General features: G+C 38.4%; 21 protein-coding genes and 1 other RNA gene. 5 read left to right on the forward strand and 17 right to left on the reverse strand.

Features of this window, described 5'->3' with window-relative positions; genetic code table 11:
- Positions 1-18 precede the first annotated feature (18 nt).
- A complete protein-coding gene (locus Q0594_RS07745) occupies positions 19-1,209 on the reverse strand; it encodes an AI-2E family transporter (RefSeq protein ID WP_298731000.1) in 1,191 nt (396 codons plus the stop codon).
- Between the two features lie 121 nt (positions 1,210-1,330).
- Here Q0594_RS07745 and Q0594_RS07750 point away from each other — a divergent pair, with 121 nt between their 5' ends.
- From Q0594_RS07750 to ssrA, 5 genes are all read left to right on the forward strand, one after another.
- Complete coding sequence (locus Q0594_RS07750) at positions 1,331-2,356, forward strand: lactonase family protein (protein ID WP_298731002.1); 1,026 nt, start codon at positions 1,331-1,333, stop codon at positions 2,354-2,356.
- A 112-nt stretch (positions 2,357-2,468) separates the two neighbouring features.
- The gene (locus tag Q0594_RS07755; RefSeq protein WP_298731004.1) at positions 2,469-3,293 is read left to right on the forward strand and encodes an undecaprenyl-diphosphate phosphatase; all 825 of its coding nucleotides are present in this window, start codon (positions 2,469-2,471) and stop codon (positions 3,291-3,293) included.
- Positions 3,294-3,377: 84 nt separating this feature from the next.
- Positions 3,378-3,740, forward strand: a complete 363-nt coding sequence (gene crcB / locus Q0594_RS07760) for a fluoride efflux transporter CrcB (RefSeq protein WP_298731006.1) — start codon at positions 3,378-3,380, stop codon at positions 3,738-3,740.
- A 61-nt stretch (positions 3,741-3,801) separates the two neighbouring features.
- Positions 3,802-4,527 carry a histidine phosphatase family protein gene (locus tag Q0594_RS07765; protein ID WP_298731007.1) on the forward strand — a complete coding sequence of 242 codons (726 nt, stop codon included), beginning with the start codon at positions 3,802-3,804 and terminating at the stop codon, positions 4,525-4,527.
- Positions 4,528-4,598: 71 nt separating this feature from the next.
- Positions 4,599-4,965: a transfer-messenger RNA gene (gene ssrA, locus Q0594_RS07770) on the forward strand.
- Positions 4,966-5,109: 144 nt separating this feature from the next.
- Here the strand turns inward: ssrA and Q0594_RS07775 are convergent.
- The 16 genes from Q0594_RS07775 to Q0594_RS07850 form a co-directional block, all read right to left on the reverse strand.
- Positions 5,110-6,156, reverse strand: a complete 1,047-nt coding sequence (locus tag Q0594_RS07775; protein WP_298731009.1) for an N-acetylmuramoyl-L-alanine amidase — start codon at positions 6,154-6,156, stop codon at positions 5,110-5,112.
- Between the two features lie 74 nt (positions 6,157-6,230).
- A complete protein-coding gene (locus tag Q0594_RS07780) occupies positions 6,231-6,488 on the reverse strand; it encodes a phage holin (protein ID WP_298731043.1) in 258 nt (85 codons plus the stop codon).
- 5 nt (positions 6,489-6,493) lie between these two features.
- Positions 6,494-6,910, reverse strand: a complete 417-nt coding sequence (locus tag Q0594_RS07785) for a phage holin family protein (protein WP_298731011.1) — start codon at positions 6,908-6,910, stop codon at positions 6,494-6,496.
- A 3-nt stretch (positions 6,911-6,913) separates the two neighbouring features.
- Entirely contained in the window at positions 6,914-7,129 is a 216-nt protein-coding gene (locus Q0594_RS07790; protein ID WP_298731013.1) for a hypothetical protein, read from the reverse strand.
- Positions 7,130-7,141: 12 nt separating this feature from the next.
- Entirely contained in the window at positions 7,142-9,181 is a 2,040-nt protein-coding gene (locus Q0594_RS07795) for a DUF859 family phage minor structural protein (protein WP_298731015.1), read from the reverse strand.
- Positions 9,174-11,255, reverse strand: coding sequence for a phage tail spike protein (locus tag Q0594_RS07800; RefSeq protein ID WP_298731017.1), 2,082 nt, complete (start codon positions 11,253-11,255; stop codon positions 9,174-9,176). Before Q0594_RS07800 ends, Q0594_RS07795 begins: the two co-directional genes overlap by 8 nt.
- The gene (locus Q0594_RS07805; protein ID WP_298731019.1) at positions 11,252-11,992 is read right to left on the reverse strand and encodes a phage tail domain-containing protein; all 741 of its coding nucleotides are present in this window, start codon (positions 11,990-11,992) and stop codon (positions 11,252-11,254) included. The genes Q0594_RS07800 and Q0594_RS07805 overlap by 4 nt, the downstream gene beginning before the upstream one ends.
- Positions 11,992-14,007 carry a PblA gene (locus tag Q0594_RS07810; protein WP_298731021.1) on the reverse strand — a complete coding sequence of 672 codons (2,016 nt, stop codon included), beginning with the start codon at positions 14,005-14,007 and terminating at the stop codon, positions 11,992-11,994. The genes Q0594_RS07805 and Q0594_RS07810 overlap by 1 nt, the downstream gene beginning before the upstream one ends.
- A complete protein-coding gene (locus Q0594_RS07815; protein WP_298731025.1) occupies positions 14,007-14,384 on the reverse strand; it encodes a DUF5361 domain-containing protein in 378 nt (125 codons plus the stop codon). Before Q0594_RS07815 ends, Q0594_RS07810 begins: the two co-directional genes overlap by 1 nt.
- A gap of 11 nt (positions 14,385-14,395) precedes the next feature.
- Positions 14,396-14,653, reverse strand: a complete 258-nt coding sequence (locus Q0594_RS07820; RefSeq protein ID WP_298731027.1) for a hypothetical protein — start codon at positions 14,651-14,653, stop codon at positions 14,396-14,398.
- 4 nt (positions 14,654-14,657) lie between these two features.
- The gene (locus tag Q0594_RS07825; protein ID WP_298731030.1) at positions 14,658-15,224 is read right to left on the reverse strand and encodes a phage tail protein; all 567 of its coding nucleotides are present in this window, start codon (positions 15,222-15,224) and stop codon (positions 14,658-14,660) included.
- Between the two features lie 16 nt (positions 15,225-15,240).
- On the reverse strand, positions 15,241-15,576 hold the full coding sequence (locus Q0594_RS07830) for a hypothetical protein (protein ID WP_298731032.1): 336 nt from the start codon (positions 15,574-15,576) through the stop codon (positions 15,241-15,243).
- Positions 15,576-15,812, reverse strand: coding sequence for a hypothetical protein (locus Q0594_RS07835; protein WP_298731034.1), 237 nt, complete (start codon positions 15,810-15,812; stop codon positions 15,576-15,578). The genes Q0594_RS07830 and Q0594_RS07835 overlap by 1 nt, the downstream gene beginning before the upstream one ends.
- On the reverse strand, positions 15,805-16,140 hold the full coding sequence (locus tag Q0594_RS07840; protein ID WP_298731035.1) for a hypothetical protein: 336 nt from the start codon (positions 16,138-16,140) through the stop codon (positions 15,805-15,807). Before Q0594_RS07840 ends, Q0594_RS07835 begins: the two co-directional genes overlap by 8 nt.
- On the reverse strand, positions 16,130-16,522 hold the full coding sequence (locus tag Q0594_RS07845) for a phage Gp19/Gp15/Gp42 family protein (RefSeq protein WP_298731037.1): 393 nt from the start codon (positions 16,520-16,522) through the stop codon (positions 16,130-16,132). Before Q0594_RS07845 ends, Q0594_RS07840 begins: the two co-directional genes overlap by 11 nt.
- Positions 16,522-16,650: a hypothetical protein gene (locus tag Q0594_RS07850; RefSeq protein WP_298731039.1), complete on the reverse strand. Its 129-nt coding sequence runs from the start codon at positions 16,648-16,650 to the stop codon at positions 16,522-16,524. Before Q0594_RS07850 ends, Q0594_RS07845 begins: the two co-directional genes overlap by 1 nt.
- Positions 16,651-16,686: the final 36 nt, after the last annotated feature.

The raw sequence follows: 16,686 nt of genomic DNA on the forward strand, positions 1-16,686 counted from the left end.
GTAAGAGAGATTTGATTTTTAATTTTCTTCTGTAATAACGACTTCAACTATTTCTTTTACCGACTCTTCTGGAGTGTAATACAAACCAGAATAGTCTTTATACCATGCAAAGAAGTGAGTTACAAATACTTTAAGTACTGCATAAACAGGTACTGCGATTAACAATCCTGTAAGTCCAAACATTTTTCCGGCAGCTAGTAAGATTACTAAAATCGTTACTGGATGCATCTTCAATGAAGAGCCGAGGATTAATGGTTGAAGTAAACGACTTTCAATCAACTGTTCGATTACAAATACCAATAACACTTGCAACGCAAAAGATGGGCTTGTAACAAAGGCAATGATAAGTGCAATGGCCAGTCCAATAATAGAACCAATGTAAGGAATAATTGTTAATAATCCGGCAATCATCCCAATTGTGACCCCATATGGTAATGCAATGATTGAATACCCAATCGTATATGTCACACCAACGCAAATAGCTACTAGGATTTGTCCACGAATGTATGAGCTGACTTGTTGGTTCATTTCATGTAACATCACGCTAATTTTATGACGTGAACGAGTTGGGAATAATCGTGTAATCGAAGGAATGATTTTATTACCATCTTTTAATAGATAATAAAGAATGACTGGCATCGTCATTAAAGTAATGATGATATCTCCTACAATCCCTACTACACTTCCGATACCGCTAAATGTAAGATTTAACACTCCATTTAAACGTTCTGTTATCGATTGGATGAAGTCCATGTTAATCGTATTAAATTGTTCCTGCAAGGCTGTAAACCAACTAGATTGCATGAACTTTTCAACTTGTTCACTGATGATTTGGTAGTAATACGGTAATTGTGATACCAAATCGAGCAATTGCTTTTGGATAATCGGCACTAAGCTTGTTACTGCCATGATAAACAGAAAAATAACCCCTAACATTACCGCTAAAATTGCAATACCCTTTGGCACTTTTTTACTAACTAAAAAATCATAAACGGGTTTTACTAAATAGTAAACCACTGCACCGCAAGCAACAGGTACTCCAATCGCTGAGATAAACCCTTTAATCGGATTCAATAAATACGATGTCTGCGAGAATAAAATCAAGTTAACAAGGAGCAATAATAAAATAAGCAATCCTGTCACCAATTGATTATCTAAAAACCATTTCCAAAACCATGTTTTCTTTTGGTTTTCAGGTCTATGATCCATAAAATTCCTCCTTTTCACATTTTCTCTAGTGTATCATATTTTTGGCCTCTATGATTAACATTTGATCAGATTTTGCAAAAAATTGTATAATTATTTTATATTGTAATTCGGAGGGAATCGTATGAATGAAAAATTTTATTTAGGAACCTATACAAAACGCGATAGTAAAGGAGTCTACTCTGTCCTCCTTAATAAAGAAAGAGAGCGACTAGAATCTCTTACTTTAGAAGCGACCATCGAAAATCCAACGTATCTTTCTTATTCAAAGACCGCCCAATTATTATTTGCTGTTGGTAAAGGTAAAGAACTATGCGGGATTTCAGCAAATGATGCACAAGTTTCTTCATTAGTGCCTTTAGCGAGGTACGACGATCAACAAGCGGTCCCTTGCTATATTCGTTATAACGAAAAAACTGGAGATGTTTTAACAGCCAATTATCACGGAGGATTCGTTGAATTATACCACTACGATAAAGAGGCAAACTCTTTTATTTTCGTAGATAAAAAGGTTCACTCGGGTTCTAGTGTTAATATAAATCAAACAGCTCCACATGTTCACTATACAGATTACACTCCAGATGAAAAATGGATTGTTGTATGTGACTTAGGAATCGATACTGTATTTACATATAAACGTACTGAAGAAGGCTTAGAGGAAATCGCACAGTATAAGACAAAAGCTGGAAGTGGGCCTCGTCACCTAGCATTTCATCCAACGCTTCCTATTGCTTATCTGATTTGCGAATTAGACGCAACTGTAGAAGTACTCTCTTATGATAACGAAAATGGAACTTTTAGAAACTTAGACAAGATTGCATTAACGACTGAAGACCAACAAGCTTGGGGAGGCGCTATTCATATCACCCGCGACGGACGTTTTGTTTATGCCTCAAACCGAGGCTTTGACGCGTTATACACTTTCTCAGTCGATGCATCAAGCGGGTTACTCATTCTCGTTCAAACAATTGATAGTTATGGATCGGTTCCTCGTGATTTCCACTTAAGTAATGACGAAGCTTATGTTGTTGTCGGTCACCAAGAATCAGACAACTTAACACTATTTAAACGGGACGCACAAAGTGGTAAACTCACACTTCTTCAAAAAGATTTCTACGCACCAGAAGTGGTTTGTGTCGTACCTCAATAAAACCCACTTTTAAGTCTCTTCTTTTTTTGAAGAGACTTTCTTGTTTATTGTGGTAATCCTTGTCAGAAAGCAGTATAATCGTTGTTAGCAGACTTTATAAAGGAGTGGAAAAATGCTTAATCTTATAGAAATTATTAAAACTATTATTTTAGGAATTATCGAAGGCGTTACTGAATGGCTACCAATTAGTAGTACAGGTCATTTAATTTTAGTAAACGAGATTATTCAATTGGACGTTTCTGCTAAATTCCAAGAAATGTTTAATGTTGTCATTCAACTTGGAGCCATCATGGCGGTTGTACTAGTGTATTTCAACAAATTAAATCCATTTGCAAAAAATAAGAAACGTAAAGAATTCATTGAAACTATTGATCTTTGGAAGAAAGTAATTATCGGATGTATCCCAGCCGTTATTTTAGGATTCATTTTGGATGACTTTATGGATGATTATTTTAATAAACCAATCGTTATCGCATTGGCTTTAATTGTATACGGGGTTGCTTTCATTTACATCGAAAGACAACACAAAAATGTCGAACCGAAAATTAAAAGCTTTAAAGATTTAGACATTTTGACGGCTATTAAAATTGGACTCTTCCAATGCTTAGCTCTTGTACCAGGAACAAGCCGTTCTGGATCAACAATCCTTGGTGGTTTACTTGTTGGAACAAGTCGTTCAATCGCTACTGAATTTTCATTCTTCATGGGAATTCCAATCATGTTTGGTGCTAGTGGATTAAAATTATTGAAATTTGGATTCCACTATTCATTTGCTGAGTTTATTATTCTAGTAGTTGGATTAATCGTTTCATTTGTTGTTTCACTATTCGTAATTAAATTCTTATTAAAATACATCAAACAACACGACTTCCAAGCGTTTGGTTGGTACCGAATTGCACTCGGAATTATTGTTCTTGGAAGTTTATTCTTTAAATAAAGTAAAAGCTGGATTTACTCCAGCTTTTTATTTTTTACCAAAAAAAGGTATAATGAATGTATTCAAATTAGAAAGAAGGATACTATGTCAATACTTTTTGTCGGAATTGGTGGAGCGATTGGAGCAATTCTCCGTTATTTACTTTCTCAACTTCCTTTCCAACATTATTTTCCATTAAAAACACTACTAATTAATTTACTTGGTTCGCTTGCCATCGGATATTTAAGTGCTAAATTCCAACAGGCACATTGGTTCGAAGGAGATCAGTGGCTTTTAATTACTGGAGTCTGTGGTGGCTTTACTACTTTTTCAACATTCAGTATAGAATCCCTCCAGCTAATCCAAAATGGGAATACTCCCCTTGCGATTTTTTATATGATTGTAAGTCTAATCGGAGGTCTCTGTTGTGTGGGAATCGGATTTTTTCTTGGAAACTCTTCATTTTAAATTAGCAATTTTTTAAAAATCAGTTTACAATAGAATAAAGAACAAGAACGGAGGTCTTTTTATGACGAAAAAAGGGGTAACTTTATATTTTATGCGACATGGAGAAACCGTCTTTAACCGCTACAATTTAATGCAAGGATGGTCTGATACTCCTCTAACTAAAGAAGGTCGCCTTGATGCTATTCGTTCTGGTTTAGGAATGCGAGATGTTCATTTTGACGCCGTCTATACTAGTGACTTGCGTAGAACCGTTGAAACTGCACAACTATTTCTTAAAAACCATCCTAATCGTGATAATCTCACGATTGAAATGATGCCAGAATTTCGTGAAGTTTTCTTTGGAAGCTTAGAAGGGAAATCTGCGAATGACTTATGGAGCGAGTTGTATAAAAAACTTCAAAGAAACTTTGATGACTTGGGCGGAAGAAATATTCAAGAAGAACTTAATGGGTTGAAAGAGCTAGACCCTGATCACCTTGGTGAAAACTTTATGGAGTTTTGGTTACGTGTTGAAAAAGGTTTACTAAAAGTAGTAAATCAACACAGAGATACGAATCATAATGTACTGATTGTCAGCCATGGCATGACTATTCGAAATATGCTACATGAATTAATTCCAGACTTTCAATTATCAGAACTTATTGGAAATGCTTCATTGAACATTGTTGAATATTCAGAAGGAAAATTCAATTTGAAAGCTTTAAACCAAACGAATCACTTTGCTCTGCGTAAAGAAGCAAAAGATGATGACTTTAGTTTCATTCCAATAAAAATGCGTGATCAATAAAGAATTGCATGTCAATTAAAACTTTGTTACAATAGGAACCTAGGGAATTCCCTAGGTTTTTACTTTTATATGGGGTCGTTACGGATTCGACAGGTATAGGTTGAGCTTTCAATGCATTCCGTAGGTTACGTCTACGTAAAAACGTTACAGTTAAATATAACTGACAAACAACAAACAAACACTTTAGCTTTCGCAGCTTAATAACTGCTTGCTAAGATCTGTCCGGCATCGCCCATGTGCTCGGGTCCAGGTCCTATAACCAGTGGGATACGATTCACTTTTCCGTCTGTCTAAGTGAATAAGAGATTATCAGACTAGCTGAAGATGACGCTTGTTTATCAGCTAATCAGTAGCTAATTTTAAATAGATAAACTATGAATGTAGATTTGATTGTGTCGATATACTTGGACAGGGGTTCGACTCCCCTCGGCTCCATTTTTAACGTTTCCTAGCGTTGCATAACGTTGCAAAACCCTATAAAATCAACGTTTTAATTTCTTTGCTTTTCATAGTATTTCCGATTTCACGGAACAAATACGGAACAAAAAAATAAGCCTACCCCGAAAGGTAGGCTTAAATGCTTTATGAAAGCAATTCATTTACGCGATTTTGAACTGCTTGTGCATCGTAACCAGCGTTTGTTAAGTTATCGAAACGCTCTTGGCCGTTACCCCATAGTCCTTGAATGACCTCTTGAGCCACGCTTTCGAGATTAGTATAATTGTTTTGATTGTACTCGCCACTTAGAAGGCTGTTGACTCTATCTTGCACCTCTTGTGCATTATATCCTGCATTTGTTAGTCTGTCATAACGTTCTTGACCGTTGCCCCATAAGCCTTGTAATACCTCTTGCGCCACGCTGTCAAGGTCAGAATTAGCACTATTGCTATTGCTAGGTGTTTCGCCGTTTAAGATTGTGTTAACTCTGTCTTGTACAGCTTGCGCATCGTAACCAGCGTTTGTTAAGTTATTGAAACGCTCTTCACCGTTTCCCCACAATCCTTGTAGAACTTCTTGAGCGACTTCATCTACTGACTTACCGCCACCACGTTTTTGAGTTGGCTTTTCTGATTGAACACTTTCTTGAACAGTAGGCTCGCTTGAAACTTGCCCGAGCATTTCATCAACTGTTGAGCCTAGACTCGCAAAGTATTGCATGCGTGAAACGAAATAATTTTTAACACTTTCTGTCGTTCCGCCGTGTAATTCCATACTACGATGTGGGCAAGTTGTTGGCACGAACTCGTGATGTAATCTAACAGTGCTAGTATTGATTGGTAAGCCATAATAGATTAAGTCTTCAGTAGCTTGCATCAACGTCATGTCTTCATTTTGAAGAAATTCTTCATCGCTTACCTTCATGCTCTCGCATACTTCGTAGCCGATTGAACGGCAGTTACTCCACCAATCGCCAGTGTGATAACCAATATTAAACGTATCAATTACTCGAGCAATAGTGTTGCGATTGCAATAATAATGTGCAATTCCTAATGCTTTATCACGATAGCGTAACCAATCTACGTACTGTTCTGGTGTCATGCTTCCAGCGTCATTGTGAATTACTACAAATTCTAAATTAAATAATTTCCCGCTGTCGTGCATAAGTGTTTCATTGATTTTCTTTACCATAATATTTCCCTCTTTTCTTGATTTTTAATTTATAAAAGGCAGGTGCATCTTATGCATACCTGCCTAATCCATTTCTATTGATTATTTGGTCGTTCGTATGTCATTGCGCGTGTGCTGTCGCTTACTCCGCTTGTAGTTGGATCATTAACGACACCCACGATAACGAATACTGCAAACAACGCGTTGATAAATACTAACAATTTGTCGATTGTTTCACCTAACTCTAAACGAACATTAAATACAGCTAGAAATGTTTGTAATAACAACGCTAAAGCCGGTACTAAAGTAAGCCAGAATGTCTTATTTAAAATACGTACTTTCCAATTGATCATCATAATTATTCAACCTCTTCCTTATTTGTAATTTTCTTAAATTTATTTTCTTGTTGTTGTCGCATCGTTTTAAGATACGGTTTAAGTGGTTCAGGGAATGGCAATCCTAATGCCTCCCAATTCTCAGCTAACGAAACCGCGTAGCTGAATATAAAAAATAAGCATGTGGTTACACCGATTTCTCGATGCCCAAATGCTCTTGCATACATCGCAGTCACAATAACTACAGCACAAACCAATGCATGTCGTAATAATCCGTTAGTGCTTGTTTTACTATCAAATCGTTTCAATTTAAATGCTTTGATGTATCCAGACACCACATCAAAGCATATTAGCCAAAACAGGATTTGAATGTATGGGCTGCGCATCAATCCTTCTAAATGCATCTTTAATACATGAAATTCTACATCTAAATTTATCATCTACTACAACTCCATAATTTCTACTACTGTTTTATATTTTTTGATTTCTTCACGCTTATTTGCGTTGTCTTGCTCTAAACGTTGAATGTCTTCTGAAAGATTTTGAATTTTCTGTTCATACTGTGCTTTCTCTTCATTCATACGATTAATATCTACCTGCTTAGTAGTCACTTTCTCTTCTAATGCAGTAATTCTATTTTTAATTTGTTCTAATTCCATAATATTACCTCCTTAAATCTTAAAACTAACATTGTCAAAGCCTAACCAAGATGCGTCGACATTATTTTTTATGACGACACGACCATCACTTGAGATACTTAATGCTGCAGTTCCAAAACTGTCATTCATGGCAAAAACATAAAGTTGATTTTTAGGCCTATATTCCTCTGGAAGATTTAGTATCACTGTCTCTTTTGATATTTTGCCTCCTCTAGCTACTCCTTTGAAATGCACAATACCATCCACTGTTTTAGAATATCGCACTTCCCCATATTCTGTACGATGTTGCCATCCATTTTGTAAATTAGCGGTTTTCCATCCCGTATCAACGCCAGTAGTTACTATTCTAATCCAATCACTCCAACGATTTGAATCGCACCGACGCATAAAGAATTGATCTGAGTTAAACGGCACATAGAACTGAACACAATAACTCGAATCGTTGCTGTGAGTGATTACATTTACGTAACCATAATTATTCGTTTCTGCAGGATTGTGCTGCACACCAGTCGCGTGATAACTTCCAGCATTTCTTAAATTGTTGAGATCACCACTGTATTTTAACGATTTGCCTTCTCTAGACGTTAAGGCAAATTCCTGGATTGGCCGTCCTCGTGACATTATTCCTTCTTCAACATTTAAAGAACTGTGAAACGCAACTGGAAGGAATGATTCGAAGTGTCCATCTAATTCAGGGAATCCACCTACAGCGACTCTATTATCTCCCCAGGCCCAAAGCACTCTAGATGAGCGTACTAAAAGAATAGAGTCTACTAGGTCGCTCAGCTTATCTTGGATAACTAGACGAATGTTATATGCCTTAGAAATCTCATAGAACGCTCCACAATCAAATTGACGATTAATCCGTTCTGTACTCTCATTTGTGAGATTAACTGCATCAATCCATCTATTAGCTTTCTTGGCTGAATATTGGATTTTAAGCGTATATGGATTCCGATTAATTCCATCAATTACTAATGGACTTACATTAGCAGCGACAGTTGCGATGATAGTCTTATTGGTTCCATTGCCTGTTCTATTGGCTAGGAAGCCGATGATTTTAGGAACGTAATAATCCCATACTTTGATAGTCTTTGACTTTGTTGCAGTTCGGCCGCGTGAGTCAGTAACCTTTGCAGTAACTTCTAAATTCCCAGCTTTATTGGCTGGAAAGTCTCCTGTTGCTGATCTCACAACTAAATTATCTACTGTTAACTCTGTAGATACGATAGTTGAGCCGTGAGAGCCTGCTGCATTGACTGCTTCAACTCTCATCACTGATTTGTCCTTCACATAATTTCCAAGTGGAATGAATTCTGCTAATTTCGCCGTTCTTTCAGAGATTGTTACATCCTCAAGCATTGGGACGATAGAAGCAGGAACTTTAATCGGAATTCCTCGCTTATACACATCATTTCCAATCTTGTCATTGCCTCTGAATGTACGTACACACACATCTAGCAGTCCAGTATCGCTGTTAGTGATACGTGCTGCATAATCTATTGGAACTGTGAGCTGAACGCTTGTATCGTGTCCAGTTCCTAAATCAATCCATCCGCTGTCATTCACTTGCCACCAGACTTGATGCCTAAACTCATTGACCTTCTTATCAATCTTGATAGTAACTGTCTGCCCTAATTCTGTTGCTGAAACTGATTCGATAGCACTGGCGCGTGGGATATTTGTTAATCCAAGTGTTCCACTGAACCAGTTAATATTGCCTTGGTTAGCAACATTAAGAATTCTTGCCCAGAATGTGATAGTCTTGCTGCCGTCATCATTGTGAGGGATTGTAATTGTTCCGCTGCCTAATAGCACTCTGTCTGTGTTCCGCAAATCAAAGCTGACATACTTAGCAATTACTGTTTGATCGTTAATAGTAGCTTCTGCCCAAGTCTCGTTATTTAAGTCATATACCCAACCGCTGCCACGCTCTAACCACAGATTATATTCAACTGGTGAGTCGTTGTTCTCGATGCTGTAATCAGTCTCGGTAACTTCCATAGCAAGCTTTGCATATCCACTATTAGTGAACTTTTCAATCCTAACCATTTACAGCACCTCCTACATAAGATATAACAGTGAATTCATTGTTATATCGCTCGAAAATATGATTGGCAATCGTGACACTGTTCCAGAATGTCGCGCTGACGATGTTCATTTGCTGCCCAGAGACATACGCCACGACTCGGCCACTATCAATGAATTCCATCCGTTCATTCGTATAACGTGTTTGAAGTTTTTCTCCATTCTTTCCGATAAGCAAGCCGTCTTCATCAACATTAAAATATGTTGAGATAGCATTCAATAGAACGCTTGATTGTTCCATATTCAGCTCTACTGCTTTTGTTCTCTGCCCTAGTCCCTTAATCTCTTCTGCAGTTTCTTGAATTCTTTTATAAGACTCTTCCAAATTACTGAATCGCCCAGTTAAATCTCGGAAAGTGTCTTCTGTCACTTGAGACTTGTTGATAATCTCCATGACCTTAGCGTATTGGTTAGCGTGTTCCCTATTACGATCTTCAAATTCTTTTTGAAGCCGTTCCAGCTCTTTGTCGTCTTTCTTTAATACAGGTTCCCATTTGCCATTTGTGTAAATCTTTGGTACATCTTTCCCTGAAACGCTCGTGTCAGTCCACAAATCTCCAGGGCTGGGATTGGTTGGGGGAGTTGGACCTATTAACTTGTTAACAATAAAGTCTTTGATAACAATAGAGCTGATTGCAACAACTTGATTACCTTCCATTGCTTCACATACAAATGAGGCTTCCCTATCAACATCGTTAACAGTAACTGACAATTCATTGCTACCTTTTATATGCTGTTCATTCCATACTGCATCGTTTGTTCCATACTTACTCACTCGTTTCCAACGGTAAGAAAAGCGGTTATTCATTGGAATATCCATCTTGCTTACATTAGCAATTAATTTAGTTGCTATATTACTATTTTGGAATACTACACCATCAGTTGATTGAATGCTCATTACAAAAGGCACTTCAGTGAAGTCAAATAATCGTTCTTTAATCAACGTACTCAAACGTTGTACTCTCTCAGAGATTGTGTCTGGATTTTCAACCACATTAGTAATGGTTACTTTCCCAACATTAGGCTGTGATAGCCGCTTTTTCAATTTAGAGATACGAGCTTCAATCTGAATAGCTGGTTGATAGTCATTATCCACAATCGAGGCACTATCACCAATGGATGTCCCTTTAGGAAGTAGAGTTATATCTACTTCATAAGTAGCCTCTGGATAAGCTCTTTTCTTGAGCTGTAGCATTGTCTCTTTAAAGAGTGCTTCTTGAGTCTTGGCTTCACTCTGGTAAGTATCTACGATATATCCACCATCACGCTCGACATTATCATGACGGCTCCAGCGTTTTCCTTCTAGAATGTCATGAAGAGTGTCCCCACCAACCCAGTAACGCCCATCGTTGTATTTAAACCCTTGCAGCGTCAATCCGTCTGCACCGTGAGCTCGTAGCGCTGTTGCAAGATGTTCAATGCTTTCTTTCTTTGTAATCTTGCTTACGTTAATTCCATACTCTAGACGGATTTTCTTATCTTCTCCAATACGCTTATGGAAGTTAACAAGTTTACGATGTACTTTCCCATGAACAAATTCATAGCTGAAGCTCAGCTCTACATCAAATGCTTTAGCAATCCTTCTCATGCGTTTAACGGCAGTCTCGAAGTTCTCAACCTTAATACTTCTCTTGCTACTATCTGGAACATCGTTCACTCCGATTTCCCAGCCAGAATCTAAGGAAGCAGCAGCAAAGTACTCTTTGAGCGTTCTAGAAGTGCCATCTAGTGGCCATACTGTTTCTCCAAGCAAGTCCAGTCCACCGTCTTCACAATAGAATGTCTTGCTATCATTATCTTGCTCGATTGATACAATCTCGAAGCCTCGTGTCTGAGTTCCGTCTACAACGAATACATAGCATCCATTAATGATTTTCTCAAGTTCTGGATTGCCATCCTTATCGACAGTAAACTCATAAGTTCCAACTCCAGTATCTAGATCTTGTTCAAACCAATCATCATAAGCAATCAATCCGCCAGCTAAGTCAAAGCTTAACTGGCATAGTGTTTCATATCGTCTGTTAGTTACTGTTATCATATCCATCGCTCCTTAAACGTAGCTTCTACAACTGGAATCTTATTGTCATCACCAAGAATGGCAACTTCTGTAATTCCAGGCTGGATAGAGAATACTTGACTTGCAGCATTGATGTACTTACGTTCACCGTTAATAGTGAGATTGTTTTCAGCACTATCAAACATAACTAAATCATTAGTGTTAATTACTGCTGGGCCATTCTCATAGCCGTATTGCACTACCTTCCCATTAGGATGCGTGAAAGATATCATCTTATATGCTTTTCCTGCTGTAAACTTGTAAATAGGATAGACAGGAGCCGTACCTTCGTTGTTGAAAATAAGCTTGTTCGATTCCCTTCTTGCAGCCTTCTCATTTTTAGAGATAGCAAAAGGGTTAAAACAGTGAATTTCAAAGGAACCTTCTGAGTATCTGAATGTAATCAGATTATAGTCAGTAGTTCCAGCAACTATGCCCTCGTAATACACGTCTGGCTGATAGCCAAACTCAAAGCGACTCAATCCAGGCACTAGCAGCGCACGTTGAAGAGCAATCTTGCTCTTCTCAATGCGATCACCTAAAAGAGTGAATTTTACTTTAATCACTCGCTTTCCGAATCGTCTACGAATGAACCGCTCACCATCCACAAGAGCATACTTCTTAGAAGTGGTGCTAATGCTTGGAGTGAATCCAAAATCAATATTATTAATAATTAATAAATCGCCAAGCTCTTGGCCGTTTACCTTGAAGCTAAACATTAGCGCTCACCTCTCTTCCGTTGTTCTCGTCTATTGTGTTTTGTCTGCTCGTCTGTGACATAAGGTGTAATTTGTTTTCCTACAACTTTGCCATCAAGCTCGACTGTAGTGTGAATTTCTACTACTTGATTATTATCTGGCTCTGTATCGTATCTGTATTGCTCTGGTTTCCATGCTCCAATTCGAGCAGCTTGTTGTTTAGATAACTGGATTCCACCAGCTACAGCAACATTGCTGCCGATTTCAACATCGTTAAACACTTGATTATCCAGATACTTGTCTACTACTTCGTTAATATCTTCTGCGATAGCTTGAACAGTAGTCTTAACATCTTTGAATCCTAGCTGTAATCCTTCCTGCAAGCTGTCCATGATTGCATTTCCGTGTGGGATTAATAATCGTCTGTCATAGCTGATTGGTCCTTTATGCTCCGCAATCCAGTTAGCGATTCCTCCAACGAAATTCTTAACACCTTCGAATGCTGCTTTGATACCGCCTAGAAATCCATCGATAATGGCTTTCCCTGCCGCCCACAAGTCGATTTTCCCCAAGCTGGAAACAATGTTACCACCCATTTCTCCTATCTTGCCGAGTACTTTTGGAATCATTTGTACTAATCCTTTAATCAAGCTGGATATAATTTGAACACCAGCATTTAAAATCTGAGGTAAGTTGTTCCAGATTGTAGTCACAAGATTAGTAATCATATTGATTCCTGTGTCCACTAAGCCTGGAATTCTCTGGATAATCCCACTGATTAAATTAGTAACAACTTCGAATCCAGAACTGATGAATTGAGGTGCGTTGCTGTAGATTGTTTGCAGCAACGATGAAATCAAATCAATTCCAGCTTGTAAGATGCCTGGAGCAGCTTGAACCAATCCATCGATTAGTTGGAACACGAAATCTGTCCCAGCTCGGAAGATTGATGGCCAGTTCTGCATAAACGACTCAACAAGTCCATTAACGATATCACTTACAATATTCAGCAACCCTGGTATTGCTTCTAGCGCGCTGTTGTAAATTCCCATGACCATATCGCTTCCCATTTGCAGCAATTCTGGAATTGAGTCCATGATTGAGCCTAAGTTCTCTCCTATAGCTGCACTAGCTAATTCAAACGCTGATTCTAGGATGTCTGGAACACCTTTGACAACGTTCCACAACATTGGCAAGAAGTTATCTACAAAGAATGTCTTTGCAGTATCTGCTAATGCTATTAGAGCAGGCTCTACATCCTCACCAAGCGCTAAATCTCCTAGTAAGTTGTGCGCTGCAGCCTTCATCGCATTAAATGAACCAGTGAAGGTAGTGGATGCTTCCTTCGCAGTTGTTCCAGTAATATCAAGATTATCTTGAATCGCGTGGATAGCTTGATACACATCATTCAGATTGTTGATGTCGTATTTAGTTCCAGTAAGCTTTTCTGCATCTCTTAATAAGCGCTGCATTTCTTCCTTAGTACCACCATATCCAAGTTTTAAGTTATCCAACATGGTATAGTTTTGCTTTGCAAATCCTTGATAGGCTGTCTGGATGCTCTCCATTGAAGTCCCCATCTTGTTTGAGTTATCGGCCATATCTATCATTGCCATGTTGGCCACTTCTGCAGCCTTCGCAGTATCACCGCCCAACGATTGCAGCAAGCTTGCACTGAAGCCTGTCACGTTTTCCATATACGCGTTTGCAGATAGTCCAGTCGTTTTATATGCTTCATCAGCATACTTAATGACTTGAGTTGCATTATCCTTGAACAGCGTTTCAATACCGCCAAGCGATTGCTGCAAGGAAGCTCCCTCGCTTAATGCAGCAGTGATACCAGTCTTAATAGCGGCACCAATTCCAAGTGCTGCAGCAATTTTTAAGGCTGCTCCTTTAAAGCCGCTCATGAAGCTGGTTCCTGCTTCCTGTCCAGAACTTGCTACTTCTGAACCCATCGCTTTCTGAATCATTCCCTTAATTCCTTGAGCTGATGGGATAATTTGAACATAAGCAGCTCCTAATTCTGTTGCCATTAGTCATCCTCCTTTCTTAACAATTTCTCTCTTTCTCTTAAGAAGTCCTCGCTTGATTCAAATCCAATCAAGTCGCTTGTTTTCGATTTTTGCTGCGATTTTGTCAACAGTGCGACCATTGATTGAGGATAGTTGCGACCGTTCATGCCATCTTTAGTCTGCTGCCATATCAACACGTTTAACTTGTCTTGTATTCCAGCGAGCAGCATAGTCTCAAACGGAACTTCGATATCATTCATCTTCATTTTGATTCTTGAGTCTTCTCTTAAACCAAAAGAAAAAACGGCCACCATTTTTAATGGCAGCCGTCTGTAATCGTATATTTGATATGTTTCAGCAAGATCACAGATAAGCGCGTCTTCATCAGTCGCTATCATTTTAGCGAGGATTAAGATTTTTTTAATTCTTTATTTTCAAAAATAGTTTTCATAGTGTTAACAACATCATCTTTTGTCACTAATCCATGCTCATTGCGCATGCTGTTTAAGAATGCTTTGGCTTCATCCTTAAATACAAACTCGACTAAATCTGGAAGATATAACACGCTCTTTTCTACCTTTGAAAGTGCCTCTAAAAAATCGTAACTCTCAAGTAATTCTTCAGCGATACTGTAATTGAATCCTTTTTCTGTTGTTCCTGTAATCATTTAATTACCCCTTCTTTTCAATATGTTCATAGTGAGTAAAGCCGTTTGAATCTGGGAATGCAGATACTGTGCTTTCATATCCGAGTGTTTCAGAGTCTGAGTATGAAATTTCTCCAATCTCAGTTAACTTAGCCACAGGAATAACTACACGTTTTAAGTATCCGCCTTGAAGAACAGAATCAATAACCATAACTTGTGGCTCAGCTTCTTCTAGTCCTACTTTAATTGTAATTCCTGTTTCAAGGGAGCCTTCAACATTATTTTTTCCATAAACAAATTTAAGAACATTGATATTCAATCCTTCAATATACGTCATTTTGAATTTGTCTGTTTTATCCTTCTGTGTAGAGTTAACGATAACGCCACCCCATGCTTTAACATCTTCAGTTGATGCCGTATTTTCATTTTTAATTCCTTCGTCAGAAATGAACCCTAGATTTTTGAATGCTGGATCTAGTTCAGTTTTAGCATCGGTTGGCAATGCTGTATTTAATGGTGCGACAAACACAGCACCAGTGACTTTAGGCTTAACGGCCGTAACTTTAGTTGCATCGTTTTTATTTTCTGCCATCACAATTCTCCTTTGATTAATAGTGTTTGATATCAAATACTGCTTGATATCTATATTTTTTACTTTCCGTATCTGTGTATATGTAGTCACTATTAAGCGATACACCAGATACATCATCTAATTCGACTAACATCTCAACTGCAGCCTTAACTGCTTCATTCAACTGTGCAGCCTTGTACATCGTTGAATCGTAGCTCTGAAATACAATAGTTGAAGACTTGAGATGTTTTCTCTTTCCGCTGCCAGTCTGTTCTATTAATACGAATCTTTCTGGCATCTTAGCTGCACGCTCCATGACTACTTTGCAGTCAAGTTTAGTAACTAAGAAATTGCGAATCGTTTCAAGAATCATCATCTCACCGCCTTTAATAGAGTATTATTCTTTTTTGTGTCCTTGATTGCCTTTACGGTGGTAGCTTTAACACTCGCATTGGCCCGAGTTTTACCTGTGAAAGTAGATACTTCATATCCATCTCCAGCTCTCCCTTTGATTGCTTCAGCGCGTTCTCTGAGCATTGCTTTCACTTCTTCTGAGCGAAGCATATCTCGAACACCTTTACTGTTCAGTTTAAACTTGAAATCATTCATATCTTTCCACTGTCACCTTCTTATGCCAACGAGTAGGAACTAGCTCCTCAATCCCTTCCTGGACAGGGCCAAAAGAACGGAACTTCTTGCCAAAGAACTCAATAGTCTTATCTTCCCATTCGTGAGTGTCTCCTTTAGGGATGCCCAGCAGATAGACTGCTTTCTTTCCTTCAAGTTGCACGGAATTAATAACATCATCGGCACTAGCTGTAGCAACAAGGACATCCTCTACTTGAACTGCTTGCTCTTCTAGGATGTCAGCTCCAAATCCATCGCTGCCAGTTTTGACAGTTTGATATAGAGTGACTGTAATTCCTTTAATTTCCATAAGGCTCAATCACTCCAAATCTCTGAGTTGTTAGTTTTAACCGTTTCTTTTCTGACTCCTTAATAAAGATGCCGCCTCCTGGAACTAAATACGAGCCACTAACCGAGTACCCCATTGCACTCTGTGCGAATTGTGTCATCGGTTCTTGAGTCGTTGAAGTCATTAGAGCACGAGAAACGACATCAACTGTCACAGACTTAACAACATTTCTAAAACTTTCACGCTCTAGAATCATATTGTCTAAATCTTTTCCATATTGATAAGCCTCTTCACGCAGCATGTCTGATACTGTATCAAGAAGCGCTTCGGCTCGTTCTCTTTCAGTAGGCTGTAGATTTCTCCACATCTTCTGTAAGTCATCTAAAGTAGCAAATGAAGCCATTAGTCATCATCCTTTGCTTCTTTCTTTTTAGTTGCTTTTTTCTTTGGTTCTTCTAATGGCTCCCATGAGCCAGACAGCACGCTGTCTGACTCAATGATGACACCATTATCTTTATTGATATATTTCATATCGCTGCCCTACGCTTCTTCAACGCGTGCGAAGGC

It is taken from the genome of uncultured Granulicatella sp., from assembly GCF_938030755.1.
In the GTDB taxonomy this organism is placed as follows: domain Bacteria; phylum Bacillota; class Bacilli; order Lactobacillales; family Aerococcaceae; genus Granulicatella.